We start from the raw sequence: 23,663 nt of genomic DNA, 5'->3' as shown, positions 1-23,663 counted from the left end.
TTACTTCAATTAATCCGTTACTATACCGATAGAAAATAACTGCGCATTAAAGAACTGCGTCATTAAATAATACGGATATTCAATATTCTCTCTTTGGAAAATGCTGTGCTCATCGGAATCCAGCATCGTAAAACGGAAATCATCCGACTGTGTTCTCTTAATGTATTTCGCAGATAAATAAGAATTAATAATCTGATTATCACTGCTCATTACGGAAAGAATCGGCACTCCGATGATATCTTCCATATTTTCCGATGTTAATTTCATCTGATTAATAATCGTCTTGTACCATTGGTAACTCACTCTGTCGACAATCAGTTCATCTTCTTTATAACGCTCCAGAAACCGTTTATCCTGCGTAAAGTAATTCATTTTAATACCCAGGTTAAATCTGGATTCGTCGCTCGTTACACGCACGCTTGTCAGGATTGTATTTTTACGGTTCATAAATGACTGTTTAAATGACAAGAGCGGATTTAATGCGACAATACCGTCAGACTGGATTCTATTTTGCCTGTGAGCTTCCAGAGCGATTAAACCGCCAAGGCCCTGTCCGATTATAAATGTCGGCAAATCGTATTGCCCCGCAAGTTCATGCCATTCGGCCACACGTTCCACATACTGTTCGAAACTGTTGATGTGTCCTTTGTTCATACGTGTCGTCTGACCATGCCCCGGCAAATCACCAATAATAACGTGATAACTGTCACGGCGCAACTTTACTGTGAGCTCATCGTAGTATTCATGGTGCTCCAGTAAATCATGAACAATGACCACGACACCCTTTGGTTCGTTTTCTGTCTCCCACTTCCACATAAGCTTTCTCCTTACAAATAAATGCAAATTTGATATGATGAATTTATTATAACATTTGAGATGGGAAAGGAAATTTAAAATGATAATAGATTACAAAAATCACACACCAAAAATTAGTGACTCTGCTTTTATCGCACCTAACGCAACAATAATCGGAGATGTTGAGATTGGCGACAACTCATCTGTATTTTTCGGCACAGTCGTCCGCGGAGATATCGCACCAGTACGCATCGGCAATAATACGAATGTTCAAGATCTCTCAGTACTGCACCAGACACCAGGCCTGCCGCTGACGCTGGAAGATAATGTGACAATCGGCCATAAAGTGACGCTGCACAGCTGTACTGTTAAAAAAGGCGCATTAGTCGGCATGGATTCAATCGTGCTTGATGAAGCTGTTATTGGGGAAAATGCATTTGTAGGTGCTGGTTCATTAGTAACTGGAGGGATTGTTATTCCGCCGAACACACTGGCCTTCGGACGTCCTGCAAAAGTAGTCAGAGAGCTGACAGCAGAAGACCTTGAAGAAATGAAACGCATCAATGAGACATATGTTGGTCACATTCCAAATTACAAAAACTAAAAATTAAATTTTTTTACACCCTTTTTTATTAAAAGGCGATATAATGAGTTAAGCTTAAAAAGAAAACGCTTTATTTACAGGAGGATTAGCAATGGGAGTAGTTAGGGATATTTTCATCGGTTTATCAGAAAACAAGATTTTAAATGATGCATCAAAGCAGGTGGGGCTTAGATTTGGTGCACAGAAAGTAGTCGGAGGAACGGGTGTAAAAGACACTCTTAATTGCCTTCGGGACTTAAATAATCAGGGTATGAGTGTTACATTCGATAACCTCGGGGAATTCATTTCCGACCGCAAAGAAGCTGAGAAAGAAAAGAATAATATTATTAAAATGATTAAAGAGATTCAAAAAGAAGGACTGGATGCCCACGCTTCAGTTAAACTTTCTCAAATCGGCTTAAATATTGATGAAACTTTCTGTTATAACAATATAAAAGAAATTCTTGATACAGCCAAAGAAACAAATATGTTTGTAAACCTGGATATGGAGAACTATTTATCAAAAGAACAGTCACTGAATATTCTTGATAACCTGCTCGAGGAATACGACAATGTTGGTACTGTTATTCAGGCATATTTCTATGATGCTAAAAAAGACGTAAGAAAATACAAGAACATCCGTACGCGCTTAGTAAAAGGCGCCTATAAAGAGCCAGATACGCTTGCGTACCAGTCGAAGGCTGATATTGATCAGTCTTATTTTGAAATTATAAAAACGCATTTAGTAGAAGGAAATGGTTTCACTTCAATTGCGACACATGACCATCACATCATTGAGAAGACACTTCGTTTTATTGAAACGCAGAATATTTCAAAAGACAAATTTGAATTCCAGATGCTGTACGGTTTCCGTAAAGATTATCAGCAGGATTTAGTCGCACGTGGTTATAACATGTGTGTGTATGTACCATACGGGACTGACTGGTATGCTTACTTTATGAGAAGACTGGCAGAAAGACCTCAAAACCTTAATCTGGTTGTTAAGTCTCTGACTTCAAGTAAAAAAGTACAAGCTGGCGCTGCTGCAGCTGCTGTAATCGCAGGATTGGCACTTGTACGAAAAGCAGTTAAAAATTAAGATTAGATTGGAATTTTTATGACTAAATATTTAAGTATAGGCGCAGGTGCAGCACTCGGTGCACTTTTGCGCTTTTTACTATCCATAGGAGTCATCACGCTCCAGCTGCCCTTTTACAGCGGCACATTAATAATTAATATGGCCGGTGCACTTTTAATCGGTTTCTTTATCGTCAAGGAGCTTAAGCCGTCATTGCACAGTTTTTTAATTACAGGATTCCTTGGAAGCTTTACGACGTTTTCCATGCTGAGTTATGAACATTACCTGCTCCTTTCTTACGGAGATTATTTAATGTTTATTATTTATCTTGGCCTCAATCTGTTCCTCGGAGTCGTTGCTGTGTTCCTTGGATTTACGCTCGGAGGTAGAAAATTAAATGATTAATATACTGACGATGATGGTTGCAGCCGCCCTTGGTGCAAGTCTGCGTGCGTATATTCACCAGCTGCCTGTTTTAAAAAATAAAGATATGCCTTATAGTACGATGGCCATAAATATCGCCGGTGCTTTTTTAATGGGTTTTACCGTAATGCTGGTTGCAGAAAATACCCAGTATTATTTAATAATTGTCACCGGGTTTTTAGGCGGCTTTACGACGTATTCACAGTTTGCTTTAGATCAATTTAATCTCCTTCGTGAAAAGAAAACAAAATTATTCTTTAAATATTCGCTGTCGACGGTGTTCTTTACCCTTGTTGCAGTTGCCTTCGGGTTAATTGTGGGCAGTATGTTTGTTTAAGCTAATAAGTATTTCCCTGATTCAATTAAGAATCAGGGATTTTTTTGTTCAGAAATATAAAAAAAGCGGCCCGGAGGCCGCTTTAAAATACTTTGTACTATTTAGTTTTTAGGCTTTCTTCTGAAGAATGCGAGTACAGCACCTGCAGCAAGAAGAATTGTTGCAACAATTCCAATCGGCGCAGCAGCTACACCAGTATCTGGAAGAATACCGGATCCGGAATCATCGCCAGAACCATCATCTCCCTCAACTTTAGTTACTTCTGAAGAATTGGTCATAATAATTGTAGATGCTACAGCAAAACCGGTCAGGCTGTGTCCGCCCATAAAGTATCCTGATGCACTGTTTTTATTTACTTTTCTGGATCTGAAAAATGCATACAATGCCACGCTGATAATTACTACTAAAAATAAGATAATAGACAAAACACTCATAGCTGAATCTCTCCCTATTTAATATTATTAATTAATAAGCAGTACATTCAGCTGTTTAAATAAAGAATAAGTATATTTAGCTATGATATCAAAAACCGTATAAGTCCTCGGGGTCATATATTAAATTTCCACCTCTTTATTTGTACTGCAGTCCCAAATAGAATACCTATAAGTGTAGTACAGTAAGATTTAAATTTTAATTTTAAATCTTCAATTAATTTAGCGTATAATTTTATAACAAAAAAACCAGAGTTCCCTCTAGTTTTGATGATACAGACTCACAAATTCTTCAATCGACAAATGAAAATCCTGAATTCGATTTTTAATTAAATCGTGAGACCAGTCCCACCATTTAATTTCAAGCAGTGCTGTTATCACTTCATCACTGAATCTTTTTTTAATTTCTTTTGCCGGCACACCTACGACAATCGCGTAAGGTGCCACATCTTTAGTCACTACAGCGCCTGCACCAATTACCGCACCATGCCCCACTGTAATCTCAGGTGAGATAATGGCACCGTGGCCGATCCATGTATCATGACCGATTGATGTCACTCTCGCTTGTCTGTGATTGAAAAATTCGCTGTCATCATTATTATTGAAACCGTACATTTCCTGTCTGTACGTAAAGTGATGCAGTGAAGGTCTGTCATACGGATGGTCCGTCGGACCGATTCTTACCATTGCAGCAATATTCGAAAATTTTCCTACGATTGTATTCTGCAAAAAGCAGAACTGCCCTGTGTAGGAGTAGTCTCCAAGTGTGCTGTTCTCTAAAAAATTAAACATGCCAACTTCGGTATAGACACCGAAGTCACAGTTTTTTATATTCGTATTATCATGGAGCAGCACATCTTTACCCAGTTTTTTATTTGAAATATTCATTTTTTGCCTCCATCTTATTAATACTTACAATATTAACTTGGCGCCATGTCTGACGAAGTAAAGTAAGTATTAACATTGTAGAGAACAGGTAAAATTAACCCAGCTTTCTGTACTGCTGCTGATGGGAAGATGTTTTCTCTATCGCTTCAACTGATTTTTTATTCTGCACTTTTTCTAAAAACAGACGCCCTAAACTGCTGCGTGTTTCCGTTTTAATCCGGTTCCACTTATAGCCTTTGAATAGATCCTTCAGCAGAAATACTTCGCCTTCTTTTAAGTTTTTCGTTTCCTGCCAGGCCTGCTTAATAATCTTCTTCTCATTTTTTGCCATCGTTACCACCTCAGTTTCTCCTAAAGTATTAATACCCAATTTTCACGAGATATAACAATTACAGCTTTAATAGTCTGCCTGCCGTTAACAACAACACATTCGCACCATTAACTAACTGCTCCGGTGAAGAATATTCCAATGGATTATGACTGACACCGTCTTTACTCGGAACAAATATCATTGCGGATGGTGCTATTCTATTAATCATCTGTGCATCGTGTCCTGCACCCGATGTCATTAATTTAGAGCTCAGTTCCAATTCCCCTGCAGCTGCAACGATGTTTTCAACGATTGTCTTATCAAATGTCACCGGTTCAAATATCGCAAACTCAGTTGCCTGAACGACTATCTTACCTTCTGCTTGAATATCATCCAGCGTATCACGGACTAATTTCTGAGCTTCATGGAATCCTTTTTCTGTTGGACTCCTCATATCCAGTGTGAATGTTGCTTTCGAAGGAATTATCGTTGCTGCGTTCGGCTCCAGCTGAATCGAACCCAGTGTCGCTACAGTATCTAGATTATTTTTATTAATGTAGTTATAAAGTGTCGACATAAAATGTGTCACTGCCTGCATCGGATCTTTACGCAAATAGTTCGGGGTAGATCCTGCATGATTTGCTTCACCGGTAAAAGTAATTTCCCGTCTCGAGTTCCCCTGCAGATTATGAACTGCACCGATTTCCAGACCTTCTTTGTCCAGCACCGGTCCTTGTTCTATATGAAGTTCTATATACGCTTCAGGCTCGATAAACCCAGGTTCATTGTCACCTGCATAGCCGATACGTTCCAGTTCATCTCCTAATCTGAGTCCGTCGATACTCATTGTATCCAGTGCTTTGTCTATATTTAAATCTCCTGAATATACTAAAGAGCCAAGCATACTCGGCGGGAATCTCACCCCTTCTTCGTTAGTAAATGCAGCAATAGTTACCGGTCTGTTTGTTTTAATATTATTCTCTTTTAAAGTCTGGACCGTCTCTAATCCTGAAAGAACGCCGTAGCTGCCGTCATATTTTCCGGCATCAATAACCGAGTCGATATGCGATCCGAGCATTAAGGGTTTTTCTCCCTTGTTGTGTTCTTCTTCCCAGCTCGCAAATATATTACCAAAACGGTCAATTTCAACTTTTAAGTCCAGTTCCTTAAACCAGCTGACCAGTAAGTCTCTGCCCTGTTTATCTTCATCGGAAAGCGCCAGTCTGATTAACTGTCCATCGTCATTTCTGCCGACCTCACCGAGTTCATTAATTCTATTTAATAGTCTGTCTTCATTAATTTTTAAATGATTCACTGTAGATGTGCCCCTTTTTAAAGTACTTTCTTAATGTGTACCCTTCATTATTGAACTTATTCCAATATTAATTTTACAATTTCTTCTTTTGTAATACTGCCCAAATACTTTTGCAAATCGATTGATGACAATACTGAAGTTAAATCTTCCTCTTTCAATCTGACACCTTCAAGCGTTTCTTCGACTGCATTGATTTCCTTATTCCCGAAAAAGTCACCGTAAATTTTAGCCTCCTGGATAATCCCGTTCTCTACATCCAGAGTAATATCAAGCGTACCGATAGAAAATCTGCCGTCTCTTGAGTACTTGAATCTTGGAGACTTACCGAAAGTCCATTCCCAGTTGTTATATTTCTCAGCCATCATCTTATCAATTTCAATCCAATCTTCTTCGGTCAGTTCATAAGTTTTAACTTCATTTCTGTCGGCAGCTCCAAATATTTTTAAAATCATCAGTTCTGAAAATTCGATGCTGGATAGATTTTTATACTCTTCACTTAAATAGTCTCTTAAAGATATCACTCTGCTGCGGACAGATTTAATGCCTTTGGATTCCATTTTCTTTTTATTCGGTTTCAGTGATTTCTCCATTTTTTCATCATCGATATCGAGCAGCAGCGTATACCCGCTGTAGGTCCGGCCGTTCACCACATTCATTGCCCCGCCTGACACCTTTCTTCCCTCTACATGCAGATCATTGCGCCCGCTTTTCTCAACATTTTTTAAACCCAGTTCTTTGAGTATTTGAATCGCAGGTTCATACATCTGATCAAAGTTAATGTCGGCACTCACATCGGTATTATCACTGACAAAACAAAAATTCACTCCGCCCATATCGAGGTAAATCGTCCCGCCTCCGGTATCACGTCTGACAAGATTAATATCATTTTCTTTCATATATTCTAAATTCGCTTCTTCACGTGCATTTTGATAGCGGCCGACCTGGACCAGCGGTTTTGTTAAATATGGAAAGACCATGTCTTCACCTAAAAATAAATTTTTCTGGGCATAGACCTGCACAGCAAGAGCGACTGCTCCGTCGTATATGTACTTTCCGTTGCGTTTAACTTCTATAAGATACATTGACTAGTACTCCGTTTCGTAAGTTTTCTTTTTAGTAAACTGCTGTTCCTTTTGAACATTTAATAACAGTTCTTTAATATCTTCCTGCAGCCATACTGACCGTTCTCTGATTGCAGGCGGTATTCTGTAATCTTTTAAGTTCACAGTCATATATAATGCATTATTTCGATTTTCCGTCATTTGCTGAAACGGATGTTTAATCACCTGCGGTGCCATATAGCCGCAGCCCAGTTCCAGTATTAACAGTTTTTTATTTATATTACGGTCTAAAAAATTATGGAACAGCTTTTGGTCCTCAAAAAATTTATCATCCTCAACCATCCAGTCGGTATGATTGCGTCTGTTCAGTTCCATCGATGCACCGCATTCCGGGCAGTACGGAATCAGCTCATCCGGGACTTTCATGTTCTGCTGTTGTTCTATCATATCTTTCATTAATCCTTCATTGTTAAACCGTTTCGGAGTACATCCCTTTGAGCACTGCAGCAGATTATATTTACCCTGGACATCAAAAACTTTGTCCTGATCAAAGCCTGCGATTTCAAATGCATTGTCTGCATTGGATGTAATAATATGATAATTTCTACCTTCAAGTAATTCTTTAAGACGGAGATAGGATCCACCAAGCGGCTGGCCCATATAATTTAAATCAACAAAACGGCTGAAAAATGCCCACTCTTCATTTAGGCTTTCAAACTCAAACACACTTGCCTGAAACATATCCAGCCACCGGTATTTCTCGATAAAATCCGGAAAATTCTGTGTAAATCTCGGCCCACTATATGTAAACCCGTCTGCCGCACCCATACCGGCACCAACGCCAATTAATACAGCATCCGCTTCATCCAATGCCATGTTCAGCTTGCTTGATGCAGTTAAATCTTTACTCTTACCCAGCACCTGCCATGATGTTTCGCACATAACTTTCAGTCCTTTTATGAATAGTTAAAAAACTTCTCTTGAAACTACTATAACAAATTAAAAACACGATGATTAAAATAATCATCGTGTTTCCTGATTTAATTATTCTTCTGCAAGACCGACATTATATAATGCTGTTTCTTCATTAAATCCTATTTCAACGCCGTAGTTCACAACGTTATCTCCAACTGGGTAGACAGAAGAACGGTAGACTGTCGGTATTACAGCTACATCTTCCACCATGAGTTCCTGCCATTCTTTATAAATTTCAATCCGTTTATCGATATCAAGTGCTTCTTCTGACATTCCTCGTGTCAGAAGTTCAGTATTCTTATCAGACTCGTATCTAATGTAATTATATGGTGCATCTGCTCCGTACAGTGCTGTTGGATCTAAATCAGTTCCTACAGACCATCCTGCTAAAAATACATCAATACCGGGATCATCATTTTCAAGCATATCGTAGAATGTGTTGTATTCAATCAGTCTGCCGTTAAGTTTATCGATATCAAGTCCGATACTTTGCCACTGCTGAATATAATAGTTTGCCAGTGGTTCAGATGTATCCCCGCCTGACATTGCAGCAAAGTTGATTTCGAGCGGTTCACCGTTAGGGTCTTCTCGCATACCGTCTCCATCGACATCTTCATATCCCGCTGCATCGAGAATATTATTTGCTTCATCGATATTAAATTCTGGTGTTTCAATTTCATCATTGTGGAAATTTTTATGGTAAGGCGGAATAATTGTTGTTGCTTTCCAGCGCAGACCATTATAGAAACGCTCGCCGACTGCATTATTATCAATTGCATGCCACATTGCACGGCGCAGTTCAACATCTCCCATTTTAGCTTCTTCCATATTAGAATCTACTGTGCCATTTTCCGCATCCCACGTACCGTATTTAAAGCCAATGTAATCATAAATAGGTTCAATCTGGGCTAACCATTCCACCCCTTCCATATCTGCTACATCAGGATACTGGTTTGTCGGAAAGTTCACTGCGACATCAACATCTTTAGATTCAAGAGCACTTGAAATTGAAGAAGGTGCCACAACTCTAATATTAATACCGTCGAGCTGAGGCTCTCCGCGCCAGTAATCTTCATATTTTGTTAAAGCAACAGATTCACCTGTTGTAATTTGCTCTACTTTATATGGTCCAATACCAATCGGGTTCTCTCTTGTCTGTGGTGCTGCTGCCATTTCACTGATTTCCAGTCCTTCATAATGATGTTCAGGGAATGCATAGAACCAAAAGCCTCCCGCAGTTAGAGACGGTGCAAGTTCTTTATATGTAAATACCGCAGTCTGCTCATCTATGACTTCAATACCTGAAATTTCATCTGCTTCACCTGCACGGTATTCATCGTAACCGACAATTGACGTAAACCCGTCAGTAGTTCCGCGAACCCCTTCGTAATCTGGGTGACCAATAATTTCATATGATGCAATGTAATCTGTGATTTTCAGCGGTTCACCGTCATGCCAACTCACACCATCCTGTACGGTAAATGTTACTGTTTTATCTTCTTCATTCATTTCGTAATGAATTGCCCCTTCGTTTGTCGCCTGCTGATCTTCATCGAAAGTAAATACAGATTCATCGATATATTCTAGAACATCCGCTTCAGGCGCTAAAGTATAAAATGCCCAGTTAAACGTACCGTCAAAAGGCGTGTCACTCGTGTATCCAACATTCAGTGTACCTGTACCACTCGGTTCAGCCTCGTTTGATACTATCTGAGGGAAATCCTCGTAGCTGTATATATTAGTATCATCCTGAGCAGTATCCTCACCATTTTCCGTATCCGTTTCAGTCTCTGCAGGCTCCTCTTCACCATTACTGCAGGCGGCCATCACAAATAATAAACTCGATAAAGCCAGCCCCTTCATTAATTTAGAACATTTCATAAAACCCATCCCCTTTATAAAATTATCTGATAATTACAATTATATAATTAGATAAAATAATGTAAAGGCTTTCATTTTCGTTAAGTGTAAATATACTAATCTTTCAGTAGCTCAGGTATCAGTATAAACCCATCTTCATCTGTGCCGAATGTTCTTGGTTCTGCCAATTTTTTATGTATTAAGTACAACCCTAAAGCACACAGTACTGCATCCAGTTTATCTTCTAAATGTTTGTGGAATTTACGGGTGATAGTTGCTTCATCTAAAATCAGTTTTTCGCTGAAGCTCTTAATAATATTCTCTTCTTCGAACATTGTAATCCGGTCAATCAGCAGCACCATCTGCCCGACTGTTTCTTCGAACATCATTCCTTTTTTACGTTTATATCTAACCGGGAAAATATCCGGGAACAAGCCGCTCACAATCCCTGTCGGAAATGTCTCAATAATACTCGAGCCCTCTTCATTCCTGCCGATGCTGATATTTGGAAGATGTTCTGTAATTAACTTGCTTAACACTTCTCCACGGATACTTTTAAATGTTTTTGTTAGAAATGTTCTATTCGAATTAAACGCAAACAGACGATGCCCGTGAATTCTCCCCCTCTGCAGATCACGTTCTGCCTGACGTGAACCGGTCTCATTATTTACAATGAGCGGTGCATCGATTGCGATATGCAGTATTTCAGCACTGTAAGTTTTAATAATATTGACGATGTCCTCATCGCTGAACACCGCAGATTCGAGGATAAGCACTTCTCCACTCTCATCCATAACACAAATTCCGCTCTCATTTTTATAAGTCCACGCCAAATCTATTCCGATAAATTTCATTTGTAACACTCCTGTTCTGCGTATCATTATTGATGCTGTATCAAGTATATTATACTAAAAGTAAATTATTAACATAGGGGATGGTCTGGATGTCAAAAGCACTCTTAATTATTGATATGCAGCATTGTTGATTTTATTGGAACAGTTATGGACTGGTCTGAAGTTATTGCGAATAAATATTTAGAGGAGACAGATTTCAATGATGATTAACTCACTCACTTTAGAACTGCCGCTTAAAAATATTCAATCTATTACACCTTTTAATAAAGGATGGTCCAATGATTATAAGTTTATCGTTGTGACTGATGCTAGGAAGTATTTACTCAGAGTAACTGATATTAAAAATAAAGAGACGTACTTGGAGCACGCAGATTTATTAAAGCAATCAGCGGAAAACAACGTACCGACTCACAAGCTTACTGCACATGGTTATTGTCTGAATAATACTTATTATTTTTTGCTTCTGGACTGGATAGATGGAAACGACGCTCGCGATGTAATTAATAATTTCACTTTGTCAGAGCAGTATAACTTTGGTGTCAAATCCGGAGAGTTATTAGCTGCGATTCATAATTTTAAAACTGTCAGTGAAAGCACCGAATCATGGGTTACAAGATATAACAGAAAAATTGATATGAAAATAAAAATGTATAATGACTGCGCCTTAAAATATGATAGCGGTCATCTTTTAATGGACATCATCAATAATTACAGACATCTGATTAATAATAATAGAAATGTGCAGCATCACGGTGATTTTCATATCGGCAATATGCTGATTGACAGCAATAATAAACTTCATATTATTGATTTTGACCGTCATGATACCGGTGAAGCTTATGAGGAATTCAACCGGATTACGTGGTGTGCGAGTGCCAGTCCCGCTTTTGCCAGCGGCAGAATCGATGGTTATTTCAATAATGATGTACCCGATGAGTTCTGGAAACTGCTCCAGCTGTATATCGCATCCAATATGCTGTCTTCACTGCCATGGGCATTTCGTTTTGGCGATAAAGAGATTAAAACGATGAGACGTTCCTATGCTGAAATTCTCGACTGGTATAATGATTTTAAACTGACTGTGCCGAAATGGTACAAAATAAACTAGTCTAGTCCGTTTGATTGAGGATGAGAATTCTTCATCTTCAACCAAAGATTCCCGGTTGAGTTTGAGAAATTCTCATTCTCATCCGAACACAGAAAATGCACTGAAATCATAATTTATGATTCCAGTGCATTTATTTTATTCTGCCGCAGCTTGATTTCTATTTTTCGTTCTGTTATTTACTAACAGCAATATTCCAATCAGTACGACAGCAGTAGTAATAATTCCCGCAATCGAATTTTGAGTAAGTCCGGTCATCAGGAATCCTGCACTTGCTGACAATCCAATAATAATAGCATATGGCAGCTGTGTACGAATATGTTCCATATGGTCTGCCGCAGAGCCGGTGGATGACATAATACTCGTATCGGATATCGGTGAACAGTGGTCACCGAATACACCGCCGCTGATTGCTGCACCGATGACAAGTGCCAATTCTAAATCAAGTGCAACACCCATCGGAATCGCAATGGGTATCATAATCGAGAATACGCCCCATGAGCTTCCAGAGGCAAAGGCAATCAGTCCTCCGAGGATAAAGATAATTACGGGTACTAAGAATGCCGGCAGATAGCTTCCCGCATAGTGAGCAATTACTTCGCCAAGTCCCATCTCCGTTGCTACAGTTCCGATTGACCACGCCATAACTAAAATAACCGGTACAATCATTACCTGCATAACACCGTCGACATAACCATTTAACAGGTCTTCGAGCGGCTGACGATAACGCAGTTTAGCATATAACATTCCGCCAACAGAACCGAGGAAAAATCCTGTTGTAATCGCAAATATGATATCTGCATTTAAGAATGCTCCTGTAAGTCCGTTTGCTCCAATATCACCTGTCCAGAATATAACGCTGAAGATTCCTGCAAACAACAGTGCCAGCGGGATAAGGAAACTGAAAATATCTGCATCAGCCGCTTCTTCATTTCCTGTCTCATTAATCATCAGCTTATCGTGCTCGCCGTATAATTTGCCAGTTTTAATCGCACGCTGTTCTGCTTTATACATCGGTCCAATATCAATTTTCATATTAATGACGAGCAGCACGCCGACAATCGCAAAAATGCCATATAAGTGGAATGGTATCATCTGAATGAATAACGTCCATGGATTTTCAGATAAACTGAGCGCTGCAAGCTGCGTCGCAATCAACCCTGTAATAAACGGCGCATATACACTGATTGGCGACATTGATGCCACCGGACTGCCCATCGAGTCGACAATATAGGCAAGTTTTACACGTGATATTTTTAATTTATCCGTTATCGGTCTTGTAACCGTACCGAGTATTAATACCGGTTCTGTATAAGAGAATAAAAATGCACTGCCCCAGACAAAGTTCTGTCCTTTCTGGCGGGTATTCACTTTCTTCGTTGCAAATTCTGCGAACGCCTTGCCCGCTCCCGTCGAACGGAGCACATTAATAAATCCTCCTGTAAACACAACCAGCAGTATTAACGATGCGTTCCACGGGTCCGCGATTGACGGCACCATGATTTCGTTAACTGTATATGTAAAACCTAAAACCGGATTCCACTCATTCATTACTGTTGCACCAAACCAGACGCCTAAAAATAATGCGACGACGGTCTGCTTAGTAAGAATGGCAATAATAATTGCCAAGAGCGGAGGCAGGAGCGATAACAACCCATATTCCATATCTTAAAACACCTTTCGTATTTTTATTATTTATATCTGTTAATAATACAGTACTGCCTGGCCAATGAAAACAGCAAAAAGGCGAGACCGCAGTCTCACCCTTTTAATAATCTAAGTTTTAATTATCACCGTTTTGAATGCCGAACTGATCTACAAGCTCCACATTTCTTTCTTCACCAAGCATAAAATCACCGCTAAGCTGATACATGCTGACGATCATTTCATCGTCTTCCACTTCGTAAATTGCGAAGTTCTGTGTAGAAGAATCCCGGTTGTTCGAGTGTGACTCTTCAAATGCCTCTGTGTCCTGCGGCTGGCCGCCGAAACCAAATAGGCTGTTGTAATGATCCATATCTTCCTGAGTCATCCAGTCAAGATCCGGTCTTACTTCGTGCAGATGATTGAGGCCTTTAGAGTAAACATCATCATACTCTTTCGTCCCGCCTGTGTTTGGAAGTACATATACTGTACCGTCCGGATCTTCCATGTACTCTACACCGTTGTCGCCGACAAATGTTTCTACATCTTCAACTTCAGCATTAGAGAAGTTTTCTTCTGTCGGTACGTGTGTTAATGAATGAGTTCTTGAAATAACGTGGTCGTGACCCTGCAGTGCAAGATCAATATCCAGCTCATCGATTAATGCAGTTAATTCCTCTCTTACTTTCTGCACATCTTCATCCTGCAGTGAGTGATATGATTTAGAATAAAGCGGTTTGTGGTAGTTTAGGACAATCCATTCTGCTCCATTGTCACGTGCTGCTTCAACATCTTCACGAATCCACTGCATCTGCTCTTCGCCGATTGCTTTTCCTTCCGGATTATCTTCAGATTCCTTATTATCATTCGTATTCAGTGTGACAAAATGCACACCGTTATAATCGAATGAATAGTAAGAACCGCCGTCAATTTCATCGTTTGCTGCCGGTACGTTAACGTGCTCATTGAATTTTTCGGTCAGCGGCTCGTCACCGTAGTTTAAAGCATATTCATCGTGGTTTCCTGACGCCACTGCCATTGCAGCCTGCATGAAGTATGGTTGTGACTGACCGAATAAGTCCACCCATTCATCTTCCACTTCAGCAGTTTCTACAACGTCACCTGTATGCAGAACGAAATCAGCATCTCCTGCTGTTTCAAGTGCATTCATTAAAGTATTTGCACCAAATGAAGCCTCGTTACGTACATTTTCATTCCAGAAAGCATTCTGTGTATCTGTATAGTGTACGAATTTAAATGGATCTCCTGACTCACCTGACGTTTTGAATGTTCCAATTTCGCTGACTTCACCTGATTCACTGCCGACTTTATAAGAATAAGTCGAGTTCGGCTCAAGGTCAGCTGCCTGTGCTTTATAAGAATACTCCGTCACATCAGTAAGTTCAATATGTCCGTAATCTCCGGACATCCACTCAGCACCATGCGCCTGACGGTCTGTATAATATCCATTAATTACAGGTTCGCCGTTTTCATCTTCAACCGGCTCTCCTTCTTTATCTTCTTTCACTTCACCAAATATGTAATTCCCGTTTTCGTCACGTTCACCGTAACTTGAAGTCACTTCAGATGCTTCTGCAGCAAACTCCATCGTATCATCAAAGTTTCCTGATTTAGAAACCCATACTTTAGCATCTTCAAATAAATCTGTGGTGTACCAGTTGAATGCCATTCCCGACCTTGTATCACCATTAATTGTCGTGATAATACGATTCGGCATATTATTTACCCGCACTTCTGCAACAGCAGGCTTGTCATTTGACAGTATCGGAGAGAATTCTTCTTCCGCGCTTGTATCTTCTACTGGTGCTGCTGTCCCTGCACTATTTGGATTACCGCCGCCTGCGCCTTCTGCGACCGGGCTGAACACTGCAGTAACCCCAAGTGCTGCTGCCAGAAAACCGGCTGACAGTTTTGTTACCAATGGTCTCTTGTTGAATAAATCTTCTTTCATAAATAAAACCCTCCATTAATTTGACTGATTTTGATGCTGCTTGTCAAATCTTACAGAACGAATATTTATATTTGTTTAATATATTGTAAAGGTTACTTAATATTGAAAACCGCCGTCTATGAATTTCTTAAATAATAAAACAAGCCGGAGCATTATGCTCCAGCCTGTTATGATTTTAATTATTATTCATAATAACTGTTGTCGTTAATACTGTTGTTGTCGCCATTAAAATCGCAGTTTCCATATCTTTAACCGACTGGCTGACAGCTTTGCCGTATTCATTAGTTTCAATAATCTCAATCAGCTTTTTCTCAGCTGATTTTTTTCTTTCTTTGCCGAACACTTCCTCAGTTAAATCGCATGTTTTAATTAAACTCAGCAGCATCGCGACTTCAGCGTCCGCTTCGGCATTATTAAACACAACATCGTTAACATGCTTGCGGATTTCCTGTTCCGGACGTGCATCAACGGTCGGATAGACATTAGTATTAAAAAAGAAAAAGTATGTCTTATCTTCTTCTTTTAAAATTCTTTTATCAACAAGTGATAAATACACCGGATCATTAATCGCCTTAGTATTACCGGCAAAATGATTAATCCAATGCTCAACCGTTCGTTCTTTATGGTCTTCTTTAATTTCATCGAGCACAGTATTGAAATATGAAACGTCTGTTAATGTATCATCAGCAAGTACAACTTTGCCTTCTTTTAATACTATATGCTTTTTCATTGCAAGCTCGGATAATATGGAACCAACCAGACCGTAATTCAGCGATGATGATGCCGACGATACAGCCGTGCCTTTATCGTCATCTGTACCAAGTAAAATAAGCACTTCAGCTATAGTAAACATTCGGACACCTCCAGGATTTATATATTAATACCATCAATGCACGAAGTTTAAACAATCCATTTAATTACAGATTTCTAATATAGCACATGCACTTATATTTTCTTTCAATTGAATCGAACTGTTCGATGTCTTTTCCAGTGTACTCTGCAAACATGTACAGCGGGTGAAGAGCTTTGTCTCCCGGCTGCACGCTGTGCGCCATATCTTCATCCGATAAGTAAAGATGGTAGTATTCATCAACTTTTCTATATGAATTCTTTTCAAACCAGTCCGCTGAATTACCGGCGTCACGGGTCCATACTTCAAGAATTTCAAGGTTTTGCTTAATCGCTTCTTCAACGGCACGCTCCATCAGTGCTTTACCGATACCCTGCCCCTGAAAGTCAGGATGGACAGCAAGATGCCAAATCATCCCGCCCTTTTCTTCTTCTGAAACGACTTTTTCTTCTTCAGTGTCGTATTCAATATCAATCAGACCGACGACCTGATTATCTTTAACTGCAACGAGTTCAATACTTGGATTCTCAAATTTCTCTTTTTCTCTATGAACATCGTCGTAATACGCAGTATCTAAAAATGATAATACGCGGCATCTGACCCAGCCTTTTTCGTCTTTTTCTTCATAATTTCTAATTTCCATAATAAGCTCCTTTTATTATCTTTTTTTCATGAAAAATAACCGTCTGTTTTTGATAAATAACAATGCAAACTGTTCAGCAAATAATATTCCTACAGCGATTGAGCCGGCGCTGATAATGACTTCCATAATTATATTTACCGCACCGAAGTAATCCGATAAAATAATGCTGCTCGTAGCATTATACGCAAGTCCGCCAGGAACAAACGGTATGATTCCCGGGATTAAAAAAATCGTCGACGGCTCTTTATGCACCCTTGCCATTATATGACTCATTATCCCAAGAGTAAATGCACCGATGAAATTCACCATAACGAGCGGCAGGTCGAATATTATGCCAAATGTCTGCCCCATCATCCAGCCGATAGCTCCGACAATACCCGCAGGAAGAAATAACTTTCTCGGCGCATCGAAGACAACAGCAAAAAAGTAAGATGCAGTAAAACTAAACACTAAGTTTAATAACCAATCCATCATTATTCCTCCTTAAGCGAATATTAAAACAGACGATACACCGGCACCAATTGCGAATGATGTGACCAGCGCTTCTGATGATTTTGTCGTAAACATCATCATATGACCGCCGAACAGATCCTGGATAGCATTTGTAATGAGTACTCCCGGAACAATCGGCATAACTGAAGAAATCAGTAGCGTTGACAAGTCTCCGCCTGGTATATAATGATGCCCGGTAACGACCATTAAGGCAATCGTAAGCCCGCCGAAAAATTCGGGTATAAATTGCGTCGTCAGTCTTTTCTTTATAATCTCTGTGACACAAATACCGAGACCGCCCGCTAAAAGCGTCGTGAATATATCTATTTTCAAGCCATCCTGCAAGTATAAAAAACTGAGGGCAATCATCGCACCTGCTATTGTCTTAAACCAAATCGGATGGTCTTTCGTCTTGATATATATTTCTTCGAGCAGATTAAACGCTTCTTTTAGCGTCAGTTCATCCCTAACTAATTTTCGTGACACGCTGTTCACTTTGGAAATTTTAATTAAGTTCGTATTCCGCTCTTTAATTCTGTAAATTCTTGGATAAGACTGGTCATGCAGTATAAAGTTTATCACCGTGTTGGTAACGAAACTATTATTTTTGATGAAACTATAATGTGAAGCTATGTAGTTCATTGTGTCTTCCGTCCGTGTTCCTTCCGCACCCGCTTCAAGCAATATACGTGCTGCGAGCATGACAACATCTTTAACCTGTTCTTCATGATCGTCGATATGAAGTTTTTCAACTTTCACCCACAACACCTCCAATAATATCTATACACCTATAATAGTATAAAAAATAAGCTTCAGCACCTGCTAAAGCTTATCACGATTATGCTTTCGCTAACGATTTTACTGCTTCATACTGTTCTTTTGCATCATTAAATCCGAGCTCATATAATTTTTCGAGCTTTTCTGTGTTGCGTGTCGTTCTGCCGACACCTGGATTCTCGCTCGGTGCAATAACGACAACATTACCTTTTTTCTCCTGCTCAAAAATATAATCCAGTCTCTCGTTATAATGTTTATATCTTATTTTCATGCGTTCATCGACTTTTGGATATTTTTTATAATTAATGATAGTCGACATTCTGCTCTCTTTTTTGTAATAACCACGCGGTTTTGTCAGCACGACAACGTTTTTTGTTAAGCCGTCACTTTCCGCTTTTATAATTGGAATCGGATCGACAATACCGCCGTCGAGCATATATTTCCCATCATGTTTCACCGCATCGGCGAAGAATGGAATTGAACTTGATGCACGCAGTAATTTACCGAGTGTCTGTGCATCGTAATCCTCTTTATAAAAATACATCGGTTCGCCCGTTTCACAATTCGTAGTAACGATAACGAACTCCTCTTTACCTGAAATAATTTTATTCACATCGAGCGGCACTAAAGTATTTGGTATTTCATCAAAAATAAAATCCATACCGAACAATTCACCTTTACGGATGAAATTACTGAACGATAAATACCTTTTATCATTTACATAATCAATACTGACTGTTCTGTTTCTTCCTTGCTGCTCCGACAGGAAAGATGCGGCCATGCAGGCACCCGCTGATACGCCGATAATATAAGGAAAATGTATGTCGTGCTGTGCAAAATATTCAAGGACGCCGGCTGTATATAATCCGCGCATACCGCCGCCTTCCAAAATAAGTCCTGTGTCATTCATTTTATCTGCTCCTTGTATCTCTGTGTAAAAATGATTGTATTAAACAAAATACCATAGATTTAACACAGATGTATAATTTACACGTTGATATTATTTCATTTTATTGAGAAACTGTTATATAAGAATACGCTTTCAAAGGAGCACTTATGAAGAAAGAAAAAATCAAACGCTTTATATATATGTACATATTTGTGTTCGCTATTATTATCGCCTTGCAATATTTATTTCTTGATGAAGTCAGCATACTGAACTCTCTGTTCATGCCAGCAGTCGTCGCGTTCCTGTCACTCGCTGTGAGATCAAATGTTAAAAAAGACGAAGAAGCTGCGCGCAGGAATGAGCATAATGGGAAAAGATGATTGCTTGGGTGTGGTATTAAAATACGGTTGTTAACCGGGAGCCTTCGATTCACAACAGGAAAACGCCGTTGTTAACCGGGAGCCTTCGATTCACAACGGGGAAACGCCGTTGTTAACCGGGAGCCTTGGATTCACAACGGGGAAACGCTGTTGTTAACCGGGAGCCTTGGATTCACAACAGGGAAACGCCGTTGTTAACCGGGAGCCTTCGATTCACAACAGGGAAACGCCGTTGTTAACCGGGAGCCTTGGATTTACAACGGGGAAACGCCGTTGTTAACCGAATACGTGGGATTCACAAAAAATGAGCGTACCTCACAGGCATGCTCATTTTCAATTCAAACTATATTTTAATCGACGTCACTTTCGTTTCCGTATAAGGTTCCAGCCCTTCCGGCGCACCTTCACGGCCGACGCCGCTTTCTTTTAAGCCGCCGAATGGAATATTTGCTGCACTTGGTGCCCCATTATTCCAGCCGAGCACTCCGAAATCGAGTTCTTCTGTTAAGCTGATTCCCGTCGCGTAGTTTTCAGTGAAATAATAGGCTGCAAGGCCAAATTCTGTGCTGTTTGCTTTTTTGATTGCTTCATCTAAATTTGAAAAGCTTTGAATCGGCGCCAGCGGTCCGAATGTTTCTTCACTCATACAGATCATATCGTCTGTCACATTCGTAATAACCGTCGGTTCGACAAAATAGCCGCCTGACTTATCTCCATTACCGCCGGTCGTTACTTTGCCGCCTTTTTCAACTGCATCTTCAATGTGTTTCATTACTTTGTCATAGCCGTCTTCATCGATTAAAGGACCGATTTTGACACCATCTTCCATACCGTTGCCGACTTTTAGTTCTTTAACCTGCGCTGTAAACTTCTCGGTAAATTCATCAAGCACATCTTCATGCACATAAAATCTGTTGGCGCATACACATGTCTGTCCTGAGTTTCTGAATTTCGAAGCCATCGCACCTTCGACTGCTTTATCGATATCAGCATCACGATGAACGATTAACGGCGCATGTCCGCCGAGTTCCATCGTGACGTTTTTAACCGTCACCGATGCGTCGCTCATCAGCTGTTTACCGACTTCAGTCGAACCGGTAAATGTCAGTTTCATAATTTTATCGGACTGTGTAAATATTTCACCAGCATCACGGCCCGATGCATTGACGTACTGTATCACACCTTCATCAAAGCCCGCTTCTACCGCGAGATCTATAAACTTCACTGCCGACATCGGTGTCGCACTTGCCGGTTTTACGATAAAAGTATTTCCTGCTGCGACAGCCGGTGCTGCTTTACGCGCCATCATCGCCACCGGAAAGTTCCACGGTGTAATTGCTGCAACGACTCCGATTGGATGTCTCGTTACTACAATTCTCGTCTCATCATTGTTTGCAGGCACTGTCCGTCCGTATATACGTTTTGCTTCTTCAGCGTAATATTTAATATAACTGTTGGCATAATCGACTTCACCAAGTGCTTCCGTCAGCGGCTTTCCGCCTTCAAGCGTAACGAGTTCTGCGATTTCCTGTCTGTTTTCTTCGATTTTTTCTGCCCATTTCAAAAGTAAATCTGAACGGTCCTGTGCATTCATTTTCTTAAAATCCTGAAATTTTTCGTGTGCAGTATTAATTTTCTTTTCGATTGTTTCACTGCTGTCTTTTTTTACACGTCCGGCTTCTTCCTGTGTTGCCGGATTAATTACGATAATTTCCTCTGTCATTTAATTCCCCTCCAAAATATAAAAAATCGTCCTATAAATAATTATAGGACGATTGGTTTCAATTTACAAAGTTACAGGCTCTGATCGATTAATGCATTCGCAATTTCATCCAGATCTTTAACTGTGTACTGGAATCTGCCGTGGAATACATATTTAAGGAAGAATGCTTCTAAATCTTCCTGTCCGACAATTACTCTGATCGAAGGGTCTTCCGAATAGTTGGTAATTGAATAGTTACCATTATCTTTCGGATTAAAGTAAATAATCGGTACGATATCATATTGTAATTTAAATTTATTTTTCAGTTTTTCAGCAGTCACTTTTGTTTCATCGATAATACCGTTGTAATGGTTAACCGAAACGTTTTCTGAATCTGCTTTTTCAAAAATTAAAGTTTGTTCTTTCTGCTTATCAAGTTCAAGCAGGTCGAAGAATGATTCAACATACGGTATTTCTTCAAACTGATTTTCATTCACACCGTGTAAAATGTGGCCGCTCCAGTATTTAGAATCAAGCAGATAAATACCAGTACGGGTTAATACTAAATGATCGATTTTACGCGTGTTTGTGTAATTTCTTGATGGTAAATAAATGTTCGACAGAATAATCATATCCGTCTCACGGATTTTTTCATCTTTAACAAGTTTGTCTTTTAACTGTATTAAAGAAAGGTCTGTTAAATACTCGCCTTTATCTACAGTAAACTGATGCAGGCTCGAAAGTTTGTTGTCGAGTAATGTCGTATCGTTATGATACTTTTCGTTTAAAGTAGACATTTCTTTCTTGTGTCCTAAACGTTCCTCTTCATGTTCACTTTCGTATTTTTCAACAAGTGACTCTTTTTCTTTCGAATATGTTTGCTCCACAGTTTTCACTTCATTGCGGTGTTTAAAGTAATATACTAAAAACCAGATTACAATGATGAGAAGTACTGCTGCGACCGCGATAAATATCGGATCTGTAAAAATATCAGTATTCATATTATTCCTCTCTTCCCGCACTGCTTAAATTAGCTATTTCTAAGTAGATCTTTCAGTGCATCGACTTTATCGAGTCTTTCCCACGGTAAATCGATGTCCGTACGACCAAAATGTCCATAACTCGCAGTTTGTTTATAAATTGGTCTTCTTAAGTTTAGCATATCTATAATACCATCTGGCGATAAATTAAACAGTTCTCTGATGACTTCTGTAATTTTTCCTTCATCGTATTTCCCTGTATTAAAAGTATCGACAGCTATAGATACGGGCTGTGATACGCCTATTGCATATGCCAGCTGAATTTCACATTTTTCTGCAATGCCGCTCGCCACAATATTTTTTGCAATGTAGCGTGCAGCGTATGCTGCAGAACGGTCAACTTTAGTCGGATCTTTACCGCTGAATGCGCCGCCGCCGTGACGAGCGTATCCGCCGTAAGTATCGACGATGATTTTACGGCCTGTAAGTCCAGCATCACCCTGCGGTCCGCCGATAACAAATCTGCCTGTCGGATTGATGAAATATTTAGTTTCTTCATCTAAGAGCTCCGCAGGAACAACTTCCTGAATGACATGTTCCAGCAGATCATCATAAATTTGAGTTGCCGGAATATTTTCGTGATGCTGAGTTGAGATAACGATTGTATCTACTCTCAGCGGTTTGCCGTCTTCATCATACTCAACAGTAACCTGTGATTTACCGTCTGGGCGCAGGTAAGAAATCGTGCTGTCTTTACGTACTTCTGTTAAACGGCGTGAAATTTTGTGAGCCAGTGAAATTGGCAGCGGCATGAATTCTTTCGTTTCATTTGTTGCATAGCCAAACATTAATCCCTGGTCGCCTGCACCTGTAGAGACACCTTGTGATTCACGTGTTTCAAATGCATTGTTTACACCGACAGCGATGTCTTCCGACTGCTCATCGATGCCTGTTAATACAGACATCGTTTTATAATCGTAACCGTACTTCGCATCGACATAACCGATTTCTTTTACTGTTTCTCTGACAGTTTTCGGAATATCAACGTATGTTTCCGTACTGATTTCACCGACAATCATTGCAAGCCCTGTATTTACTACAGTCTCGCAGGCAACGCGTGCGTATGGGTCCCCTTCAAGAATTGCGTCGAGAATCGCATCTGAAATCTGATCTGCGATTTTATCCGGATGACCTTCTGTGACTGACTCCGAAGTAAATAATTTACGTTCTGACATTTATAAAAATCTCCTTTATAGCTGATTTAGCTATCTCTTCAAAAGCAAAAAATAAAACCTTTTTCTCCATATTAAACAGAGAAA

At 39.8% G+C, this 23,663-nt stretch carries 25 protein-coding genes; 6 read left to right on the top strand and 19 right to left on the bottom strand.

Going from position 1 to position 23,663, the window contains the following annotated elements; genetic code table 11:
- Nucleotides 1–9: 9 nt before the first annotated feature.
- The gene (locus H625_RS0109125; protein ID WP_026859628.1) at nt 10–816 is read right to left on the bottom strand and encodes an alpha/beta fold hydrolase; all 807 of its coding nucleotides are present in this window, start codon (nt 814–816) and stop codon (nt 10–12) included.
- Nucleotides 817–895: 79 nt separating this feature from the next.
- Here H625_RS0109125 and H625_RS0109120 point away from each other — a divergent pair, with 79 nt between their 5' ends.
- From H625_RS0109120 to crcB, 4 genes are all read left to right on the top strand, one after another.
- Entirely contained in the window at nt 896–1,399 is a 504-nt protein-coding gene (locus H625_RS0109120) for a gamma carbonic anhydrase (protein WP_026859627.1), read from the top strand.
- Between the two features lie 91 nt (nt 1,400–1,490).
- On the top strand, nt 1,491–2,477 hold the full coding sequence (locus H625_RS0109115) for a proline dehydrogenase family protein (protein WP_026859626.1): 987 nt from the start codon (nt 1,491–1,493) through the stop codon (nt 2,475–2,477).
- A gap of 18 nt (nt 2,478–2,495) precedes the next feature.
- Nucleotides 2,496–2,861 carry a fluoride efflux transporter FluC gene (locus H625_RS0109110; RefSeq protein WP_026859625.1) on the top strand — a complete coding sequence of 122 codons (366 nt, stop codon included), beginning with the start codon at nt 2,496–2,498 and terminating at the stop codon, nt 2,859–2,861.
- Complete coding sequence (gene crcB, locus H625_RS0109105; RefSeq protein WP_026859624.1) at nt 2,854–3,216, top strand: fluoride efflux transporter CrcB; 363 nt, start codon at nt 2,854–2,856, stop codon at nt 3,214–3,216. Before H625_RS0109110 ends, crcB begins: the two co-directional genes overlap by 8 nt.
- Before the next feature lie 101 nt (nt 3,217–3,317).
- Here the strand turns inward: crcB and H625_RS13765 are convergent, their stop codons facing one another.
- The 8 genes from H625_RS13765 to H625_RS12905 all read right to left on the bottom strand — a co-directional run bounded on the left by H625_RS13765 (nt 3,318) and on the right by H625_RS12905 (nt 10,910).
- Complete coding sequence (locus H625_RS13765; RefSeq protein WP_026859623.1) at nt 3,318–3,650, bottom strand: LPXTG cell wall anchor domain-containing protein; 333 nt, start codon at nt 3,648–3,650, stop codon at nt 3,318–3,320.
- 258 nt (nt 3,651–3,908) lie between these two features.
- On the bottom strand, nt 3,909–4,535 hold the full coding sequence (locus tag H625_RS0109095; RefSeq protein WP_026859622.1) for an LbetaH domain-containing protein: 627 nt from the start codon (nt 4,533–4,535) through the stop codon (nt 3,909–3,911).
- Between the two features lie 94 nt (nt 4,536–4,629).
- Complete coding sequence (locus tag H625_RS0109090) at nt 4,630–4,866, bottom strand: DUF1413 domain-containing protein (RefSeq protein ID WP_035785687.1); 237 nt, start codon at nt 4,864–4,866, stop codon at nt 4,630–4,632.
- 58 nt (nt 4,867–4,924) lie between these two features.
- Entirely contained in the window at nt 4,925–6,160 is a 1,236-nt protein-coding gene (locus tag H625_RS0109085) for a M20 family metallo-hydrolase (protein ID WP_026859620.1), read from the bottom strand.
- A 56-nt stretch (nt 6,161–6,216) separates the two neighbouring features.
- Nucleotides 6,217–7,242 (bottom strand): lipoate--protein ligase, encoded by a 1,026-nt coding sequence (gene lplA / locus H625_RS0109080; protein ID WP_026859619.1) that lies wholly within the window; start codon nt 7,240–7,242, stop codon nt 6,217–6,219.
- 3 nt (nt 7,243–7,245) lie between these two features.
- Nucleotides 7,246–8,163, bottom strand: a complete 918-nt coding sequence (locus H625_RS0109075) for an SIR2 family NAD-dependent protein deacylase (RefSeq protein WP_026859618.1) — start codon at nt 8,161–8,163, stop codon at nt 7,246–7,248.
- Nucleotides 8,164–8,265: 102 nt separating this feature from the next.
- Nucleotides 8,266–10,077 (bottom strand): oligopeptide ABC transporter substrate-binding protein, encoded by a 1,812-nt coding sequence (locus H625_RS0109070; RefSeq protein WP_245573128.1) that lies wholly within the window; start codon nt 10,075–10,077, stop codon nt 8,266–8,268.
- Between the two features lie 95 nt (nt 10,078–10,172).
- Nucleotides 10,173–10,910: a DUF429 domain-containing protein gene (locus tag H625_RS12905; protein ID WP_035785684.1), complete on the bottom strand. Its 738-nt coding sequence runs from the start codon at nt 10,908–10,910 to the stop codon at nt 10,173–10,175.
- Nucleotides 10,911–11,109: 199 nt separating this feature from the next.
- Between H625_RS12905 and H625_RS0109055 the strand changes: the two genes are divergently transcribed.
- Nucleotides 11,110–12,018, top strand: a complete 909-nt coding sequence (locus H625_RS0109055; protein ID WP_084135813.1) for an aminoglycoside phosphotransferase family protein — start codon at nt 11,110–11,112, stop codon at nt 12,016–12,018.
- A gap of 135 nt (nt 12,019–12,153) precedes the next feature.
- Here the strand turns inward: H625_RS0109055 and H625_RS12900 are convergent, their stop codons facing one another.
- From H625_RS12900 to H625_RS0109020, 7 genes are all read right to left on the bottom strand, one after another.
- The gene (locus tag H625_RS12900; protein WP_035785681.1) at nt 12,154–13,680 is read right to left on the bottom strand and encodes a Na+/H+ antiporter NhaC family protein; all 1,527 of its coding nucleotides are present in this window, start codon (nt 13,678–13,680) and stop codon (nt 12,154–12,156) included.
- Nucleotides 13,681–13,798: 118 nt separating this feature from the next.
- Nucleotides 13,799–15,631 carry a purple acid phosphatase family protein gene (locus tag H625_RS0109045; protein WP_026859615.1) on the bottom strand — a complete coding sequence of 611 codons (1,833 nt, stop codon included), beginning with the start codon at nt 15,629–15,631 and terminating at the stop codon, nt 13,799–13,801.
- A 175-nt stretch (nt 15,632–15,806) separates the two neighbouring features.
- Nucleotides 15,807–16,484, bottom strand: a complete 678-nt coding sequence (locus tag H625_RS0109040) for a GOLPH3/VPS74 family protein (RefSeq protein WP_026859614.1) — start codon at nt 16,482–16,484, stop codon at nt 15,807–15,809.
- A 64-nt stretch (nt 16,485–16,548) separates the two neighbouring features.
- On the bottom strand, nt 16,549–17,124 hold the full coding sequence (locus H625_RS0109035) for a GNAT family N-acetyltransferase (RefSeq protein ID WP_026859613.1): 576 nt from the start codon (nt 17,122–17,124) through the stop codon (nt 16,549–16,551).
- Nucleotides 17,125–17,139: 15 nt separating this feature from the next.
- A complete protein-coding gene (locus H625_RS0109030; protein ID WP_026859612.1) occupies nt 17,140–17,595 on the bottom strand; it encodes a threonine/serine exporter family protein in 456 nt (151 codons plus the stop codon).
- Between the two features lie 12 nt (nt 17,596–17,607).
- The gene (locus tag H625_RS0109025; RefSeq protein ID WP_051239062.1) at nt 17,608–18,318 is read right to left on the bottom strand and encodes a threonine/serine exporter family protein; all 711 of its coding nucleotides are present in this window, start codon (nt 18,316–18,318) and stop codon (nt 17,608–17,610) included.
- A 136-nt stretch (nt 18,319–18,454) separates the two neighbouring features.
- Nucleotides 18,455–19,303 (bottom strand): patatin-like phospholipase family protein, encoded by an 849-nt coding sequence (locus tag H625_RS0109020; RefSeq protein ID WP_026859610.1) that lies wholly within the window; start codon nt 19,301–19,303, stop codon nt 18,455–18,457.
- Nucleotides 19,304–19,449: 146 nt separating this feature from the next.
- On the opposite strand from H625_RS0109020, the gene H625_RS0109015 reads away from it, so the two are divergent.
- Nucleotides 19,450–19,662 carry a hypothetical protein gene (locus tag H625_RS0109015; protein WP_026859609.1) on the top strand — a complete coding sequence of 71 codons (213 nt, stop codon included), beginning with the start codon at nt 19,450–19,452 and terminating at the stop codon, nt 19,660–19,662.
- 343 nt (nt 19,663–20,005) lie between these two features.
- Here H625_RS0109015 and H625_RS0109010 read toward each other — a convergent pair whose 3' ends face one another.
- From H625_RS0109010 to metK, 3 genes are all read right to left on the bottom strand, one after another.
- Nucleotides 20,006–21,385: an NAD-dependent succinate-semialdehyde dehydrogenase gene (locus tag H625_RS0109010; RefSeq protein ID WP_026859608.1), complete on the bottom strand. Its 1,380-nt coding sequence runs from the start codon at nt 21,383–21,385 to the stop codon at nt 20,006–20,008.
- 71 nt (nt 21,386–21,456) lie between these two features.
- Entirely contained in the window at nt 21,457–22,365 is a 909-nt protein-coding gene (locus tag H625_RS0109005; protein ID WP_026859607.1) for a nuclease-related domain-containing protein, read from the bottom strand.
- Nucleotides 22,366–22,394: 29 nt separating this feature from the next.
- Nucleotides 22,395–23,579, bottom strand: a complete 1,185-nt coding sequence (gene metK / locus H625_RS0109000) for a methionine adenosyltransferase (RefSeq protein ID WP_026859606.1) — start codon at nt 23,577–23,579, stop codon at nt 22,395–22,397.
- Nucleotides 23,580–23,663 lie beyond the last annotated feature (84 nt).

Origin of the sequence: Jeotgalicoccus psychrophilus DSM 19085 (genome assembly GCF_000425845.1) — a bacterium.
GTDB classification, from domain to species: domain Bacteria; phylum Bacillota; class Bacilli; order Staphylococcales; family Salinicoccaceae; genus Jeotgalicoccus; species Jeotgalicoccus psychrophilus.
This window is presented reverse-complemented; position numbering and strand designations above follow the sequence as displayed.

Bases quoted from the DNA above. Each gene is read 5' to 3' on its own strand.
- H625_RS12905 (WP_035785684.1), bottom strand. From the start codon at position 10,910: ATGAAATTTATCGGAATAGATTTGGCGTGGACTTATAAAAATGAGAGC.
- H625_RS0109045 (WP_026859615.1), bottom strand. From the start codon at position 15,631: ATGAAAGAAGATTTATTCAACAAGAGACCATTGGTAACAAAACTGTCA.
- lplA (WP_026859619.1), bottom strand. From the start codon at position 7,242: ATGTATCTTATAGAAGTTAAACGCAACGGAAAGTACATATACGACGGA.
- H625_RS0109120 (WP_026859627.1), top strand. From the start codon at position 896: ATGATAATAGATTACAAAAATCACACACCAAAAATTAGTGACTCTGCT.
- H625_RS0109010 (WP_026859608.1), bottom strand. From the start codon at position 21,385: ATGACAGAGGAAATTATCGTAATTAATCCGGCAACACAGGAAGAAGCC.
- crcB (WP_026859624.1), top strand. From the start codon at position 2,854: ATGATTAATATACTGACGATGATGGTTGCAGCCGCCCTTGGTGCAAGT.
- H625_RS0109020 (WP_026859610.1), bottom strand. From the start codon at position 19,303: ATGAATGACACAGGACTTATTTTGGAAGGCGGCGGTATGCGCGGATTA.
- H625_RS0109015 (WP_026859609.1), top strand. From the start codon at position 19,450: ATGAAGAAAGAAAAAATCAAACGCTTTATATATATGTACATATTTGTG.
- H625_RS0109090 (WP_035785687.1), bottom strand. From the start codon at position 4,866: ATGGCAAAAAATGAGAAGAAGATTATTAAGCAGGCCTGGCAGGAAACG.
- metK (WP_026859606.1), bottom strand. From the start codon at position 23,579: ATGTCAGAACGTAAATTATTTACTTCGGAGTCAGTCACAGAAGGTCAT.
- H625_RS0109095 (WP_026859622.1), bottom strand. From the start codon at position 4,535: ATGAATATTTCAAATAAAAAACTGGGTAAAGATGTGCTGCTCCATGAT.
- H625_RS0109035 (WP_026859613.1), bottom strand. From the start codon at position 17,124: ATGGAAATTAGAAATTATGAAGAAAAAGACGAAAAAGGCTGGGTCAGA.
- H625_RS0109075 (WP_026859618.1), bottom strand. From the start codon at position 8,163: ATGTGCGAAACATCATGGCAGGTGCTGGGTAAGAGTAAAGATTTAACT.
- H625_RS0109115 (WP_026859626.1), top strand. From the start codon at position 1,491: ATGGGAGTAGTTAGGGATATTTTCATCGGTTTATCAGAAAACAAGATT.
- H625_RS0109005 (WP_026859607.1), bottom strand. From the start codon at position 22,365: ATGAATACTGATATTTTTACAGATCCGATATTTATCGCGGTCGCAGCA.
- H625_RS0109070 (WP_245573128.1), bottom strand. From the start codon at position 10,077: ATGAAATGTTCTAAATTAATGAAGGGGCTGGCTTTATCGAGTTTATTA.
- H625_RS0109030 (WP_026859612.1), bottom strand. From the start codon at position 17,595: ATGGATTGGTTATTAAACTTAGTGTTTAGTTTTACTGCATCTTACTTT.
- H625_RS0109055 (WP_084135813.1), top strand. From the start codon at position 11,110: ATGATGATTAACTCACTCACTTTAGAACTGCCGCTTAAAAATATTCAA.
- H625_RS0109110 (WP_026859625.1), top strand. From the start codon at position 2,496: ATGACTAAATATTTAAGTATAGGCGCAGGTGCAGCACTCGGTGCACTT.
- H625_RS13765 (WP_026859623.1), bottom strand. From the start codon at position 3,650: ATGAGTGTTTTGTCTATTATCTTATTTTTAGTAGTAATTATCAGCGTG.
- H625_RS0109040 (WP_026859614.1), bottom strand. From the start codon at position 16,484: ATGTTTACTATAGCTGAAGTGCTTATTTTACTTGGTACAGATGACGAT.
- H625_RS0109025 (WP_051239062.1), bottom strand. From the start codon at position 18,318: ATGCTCGCAGCACGTATATTGCTTGAAGCGGGTGCGGAAGGAACACGG.
- H625_RS12900 (WP_035785681.1), bottom strand. From the start codon at position 13,680: ATGGAATATGGGTTGTTATCGCTCCTGCCTCCGCTCTTGGCAATTATT.
- H625_RS0109125 (WP_026859628.1), bottom strand. From the start codon at position 816: ATGTGGAAGTGGGAGACAGAAAACGAACCAAAGGGTGTCGTGGTCATT.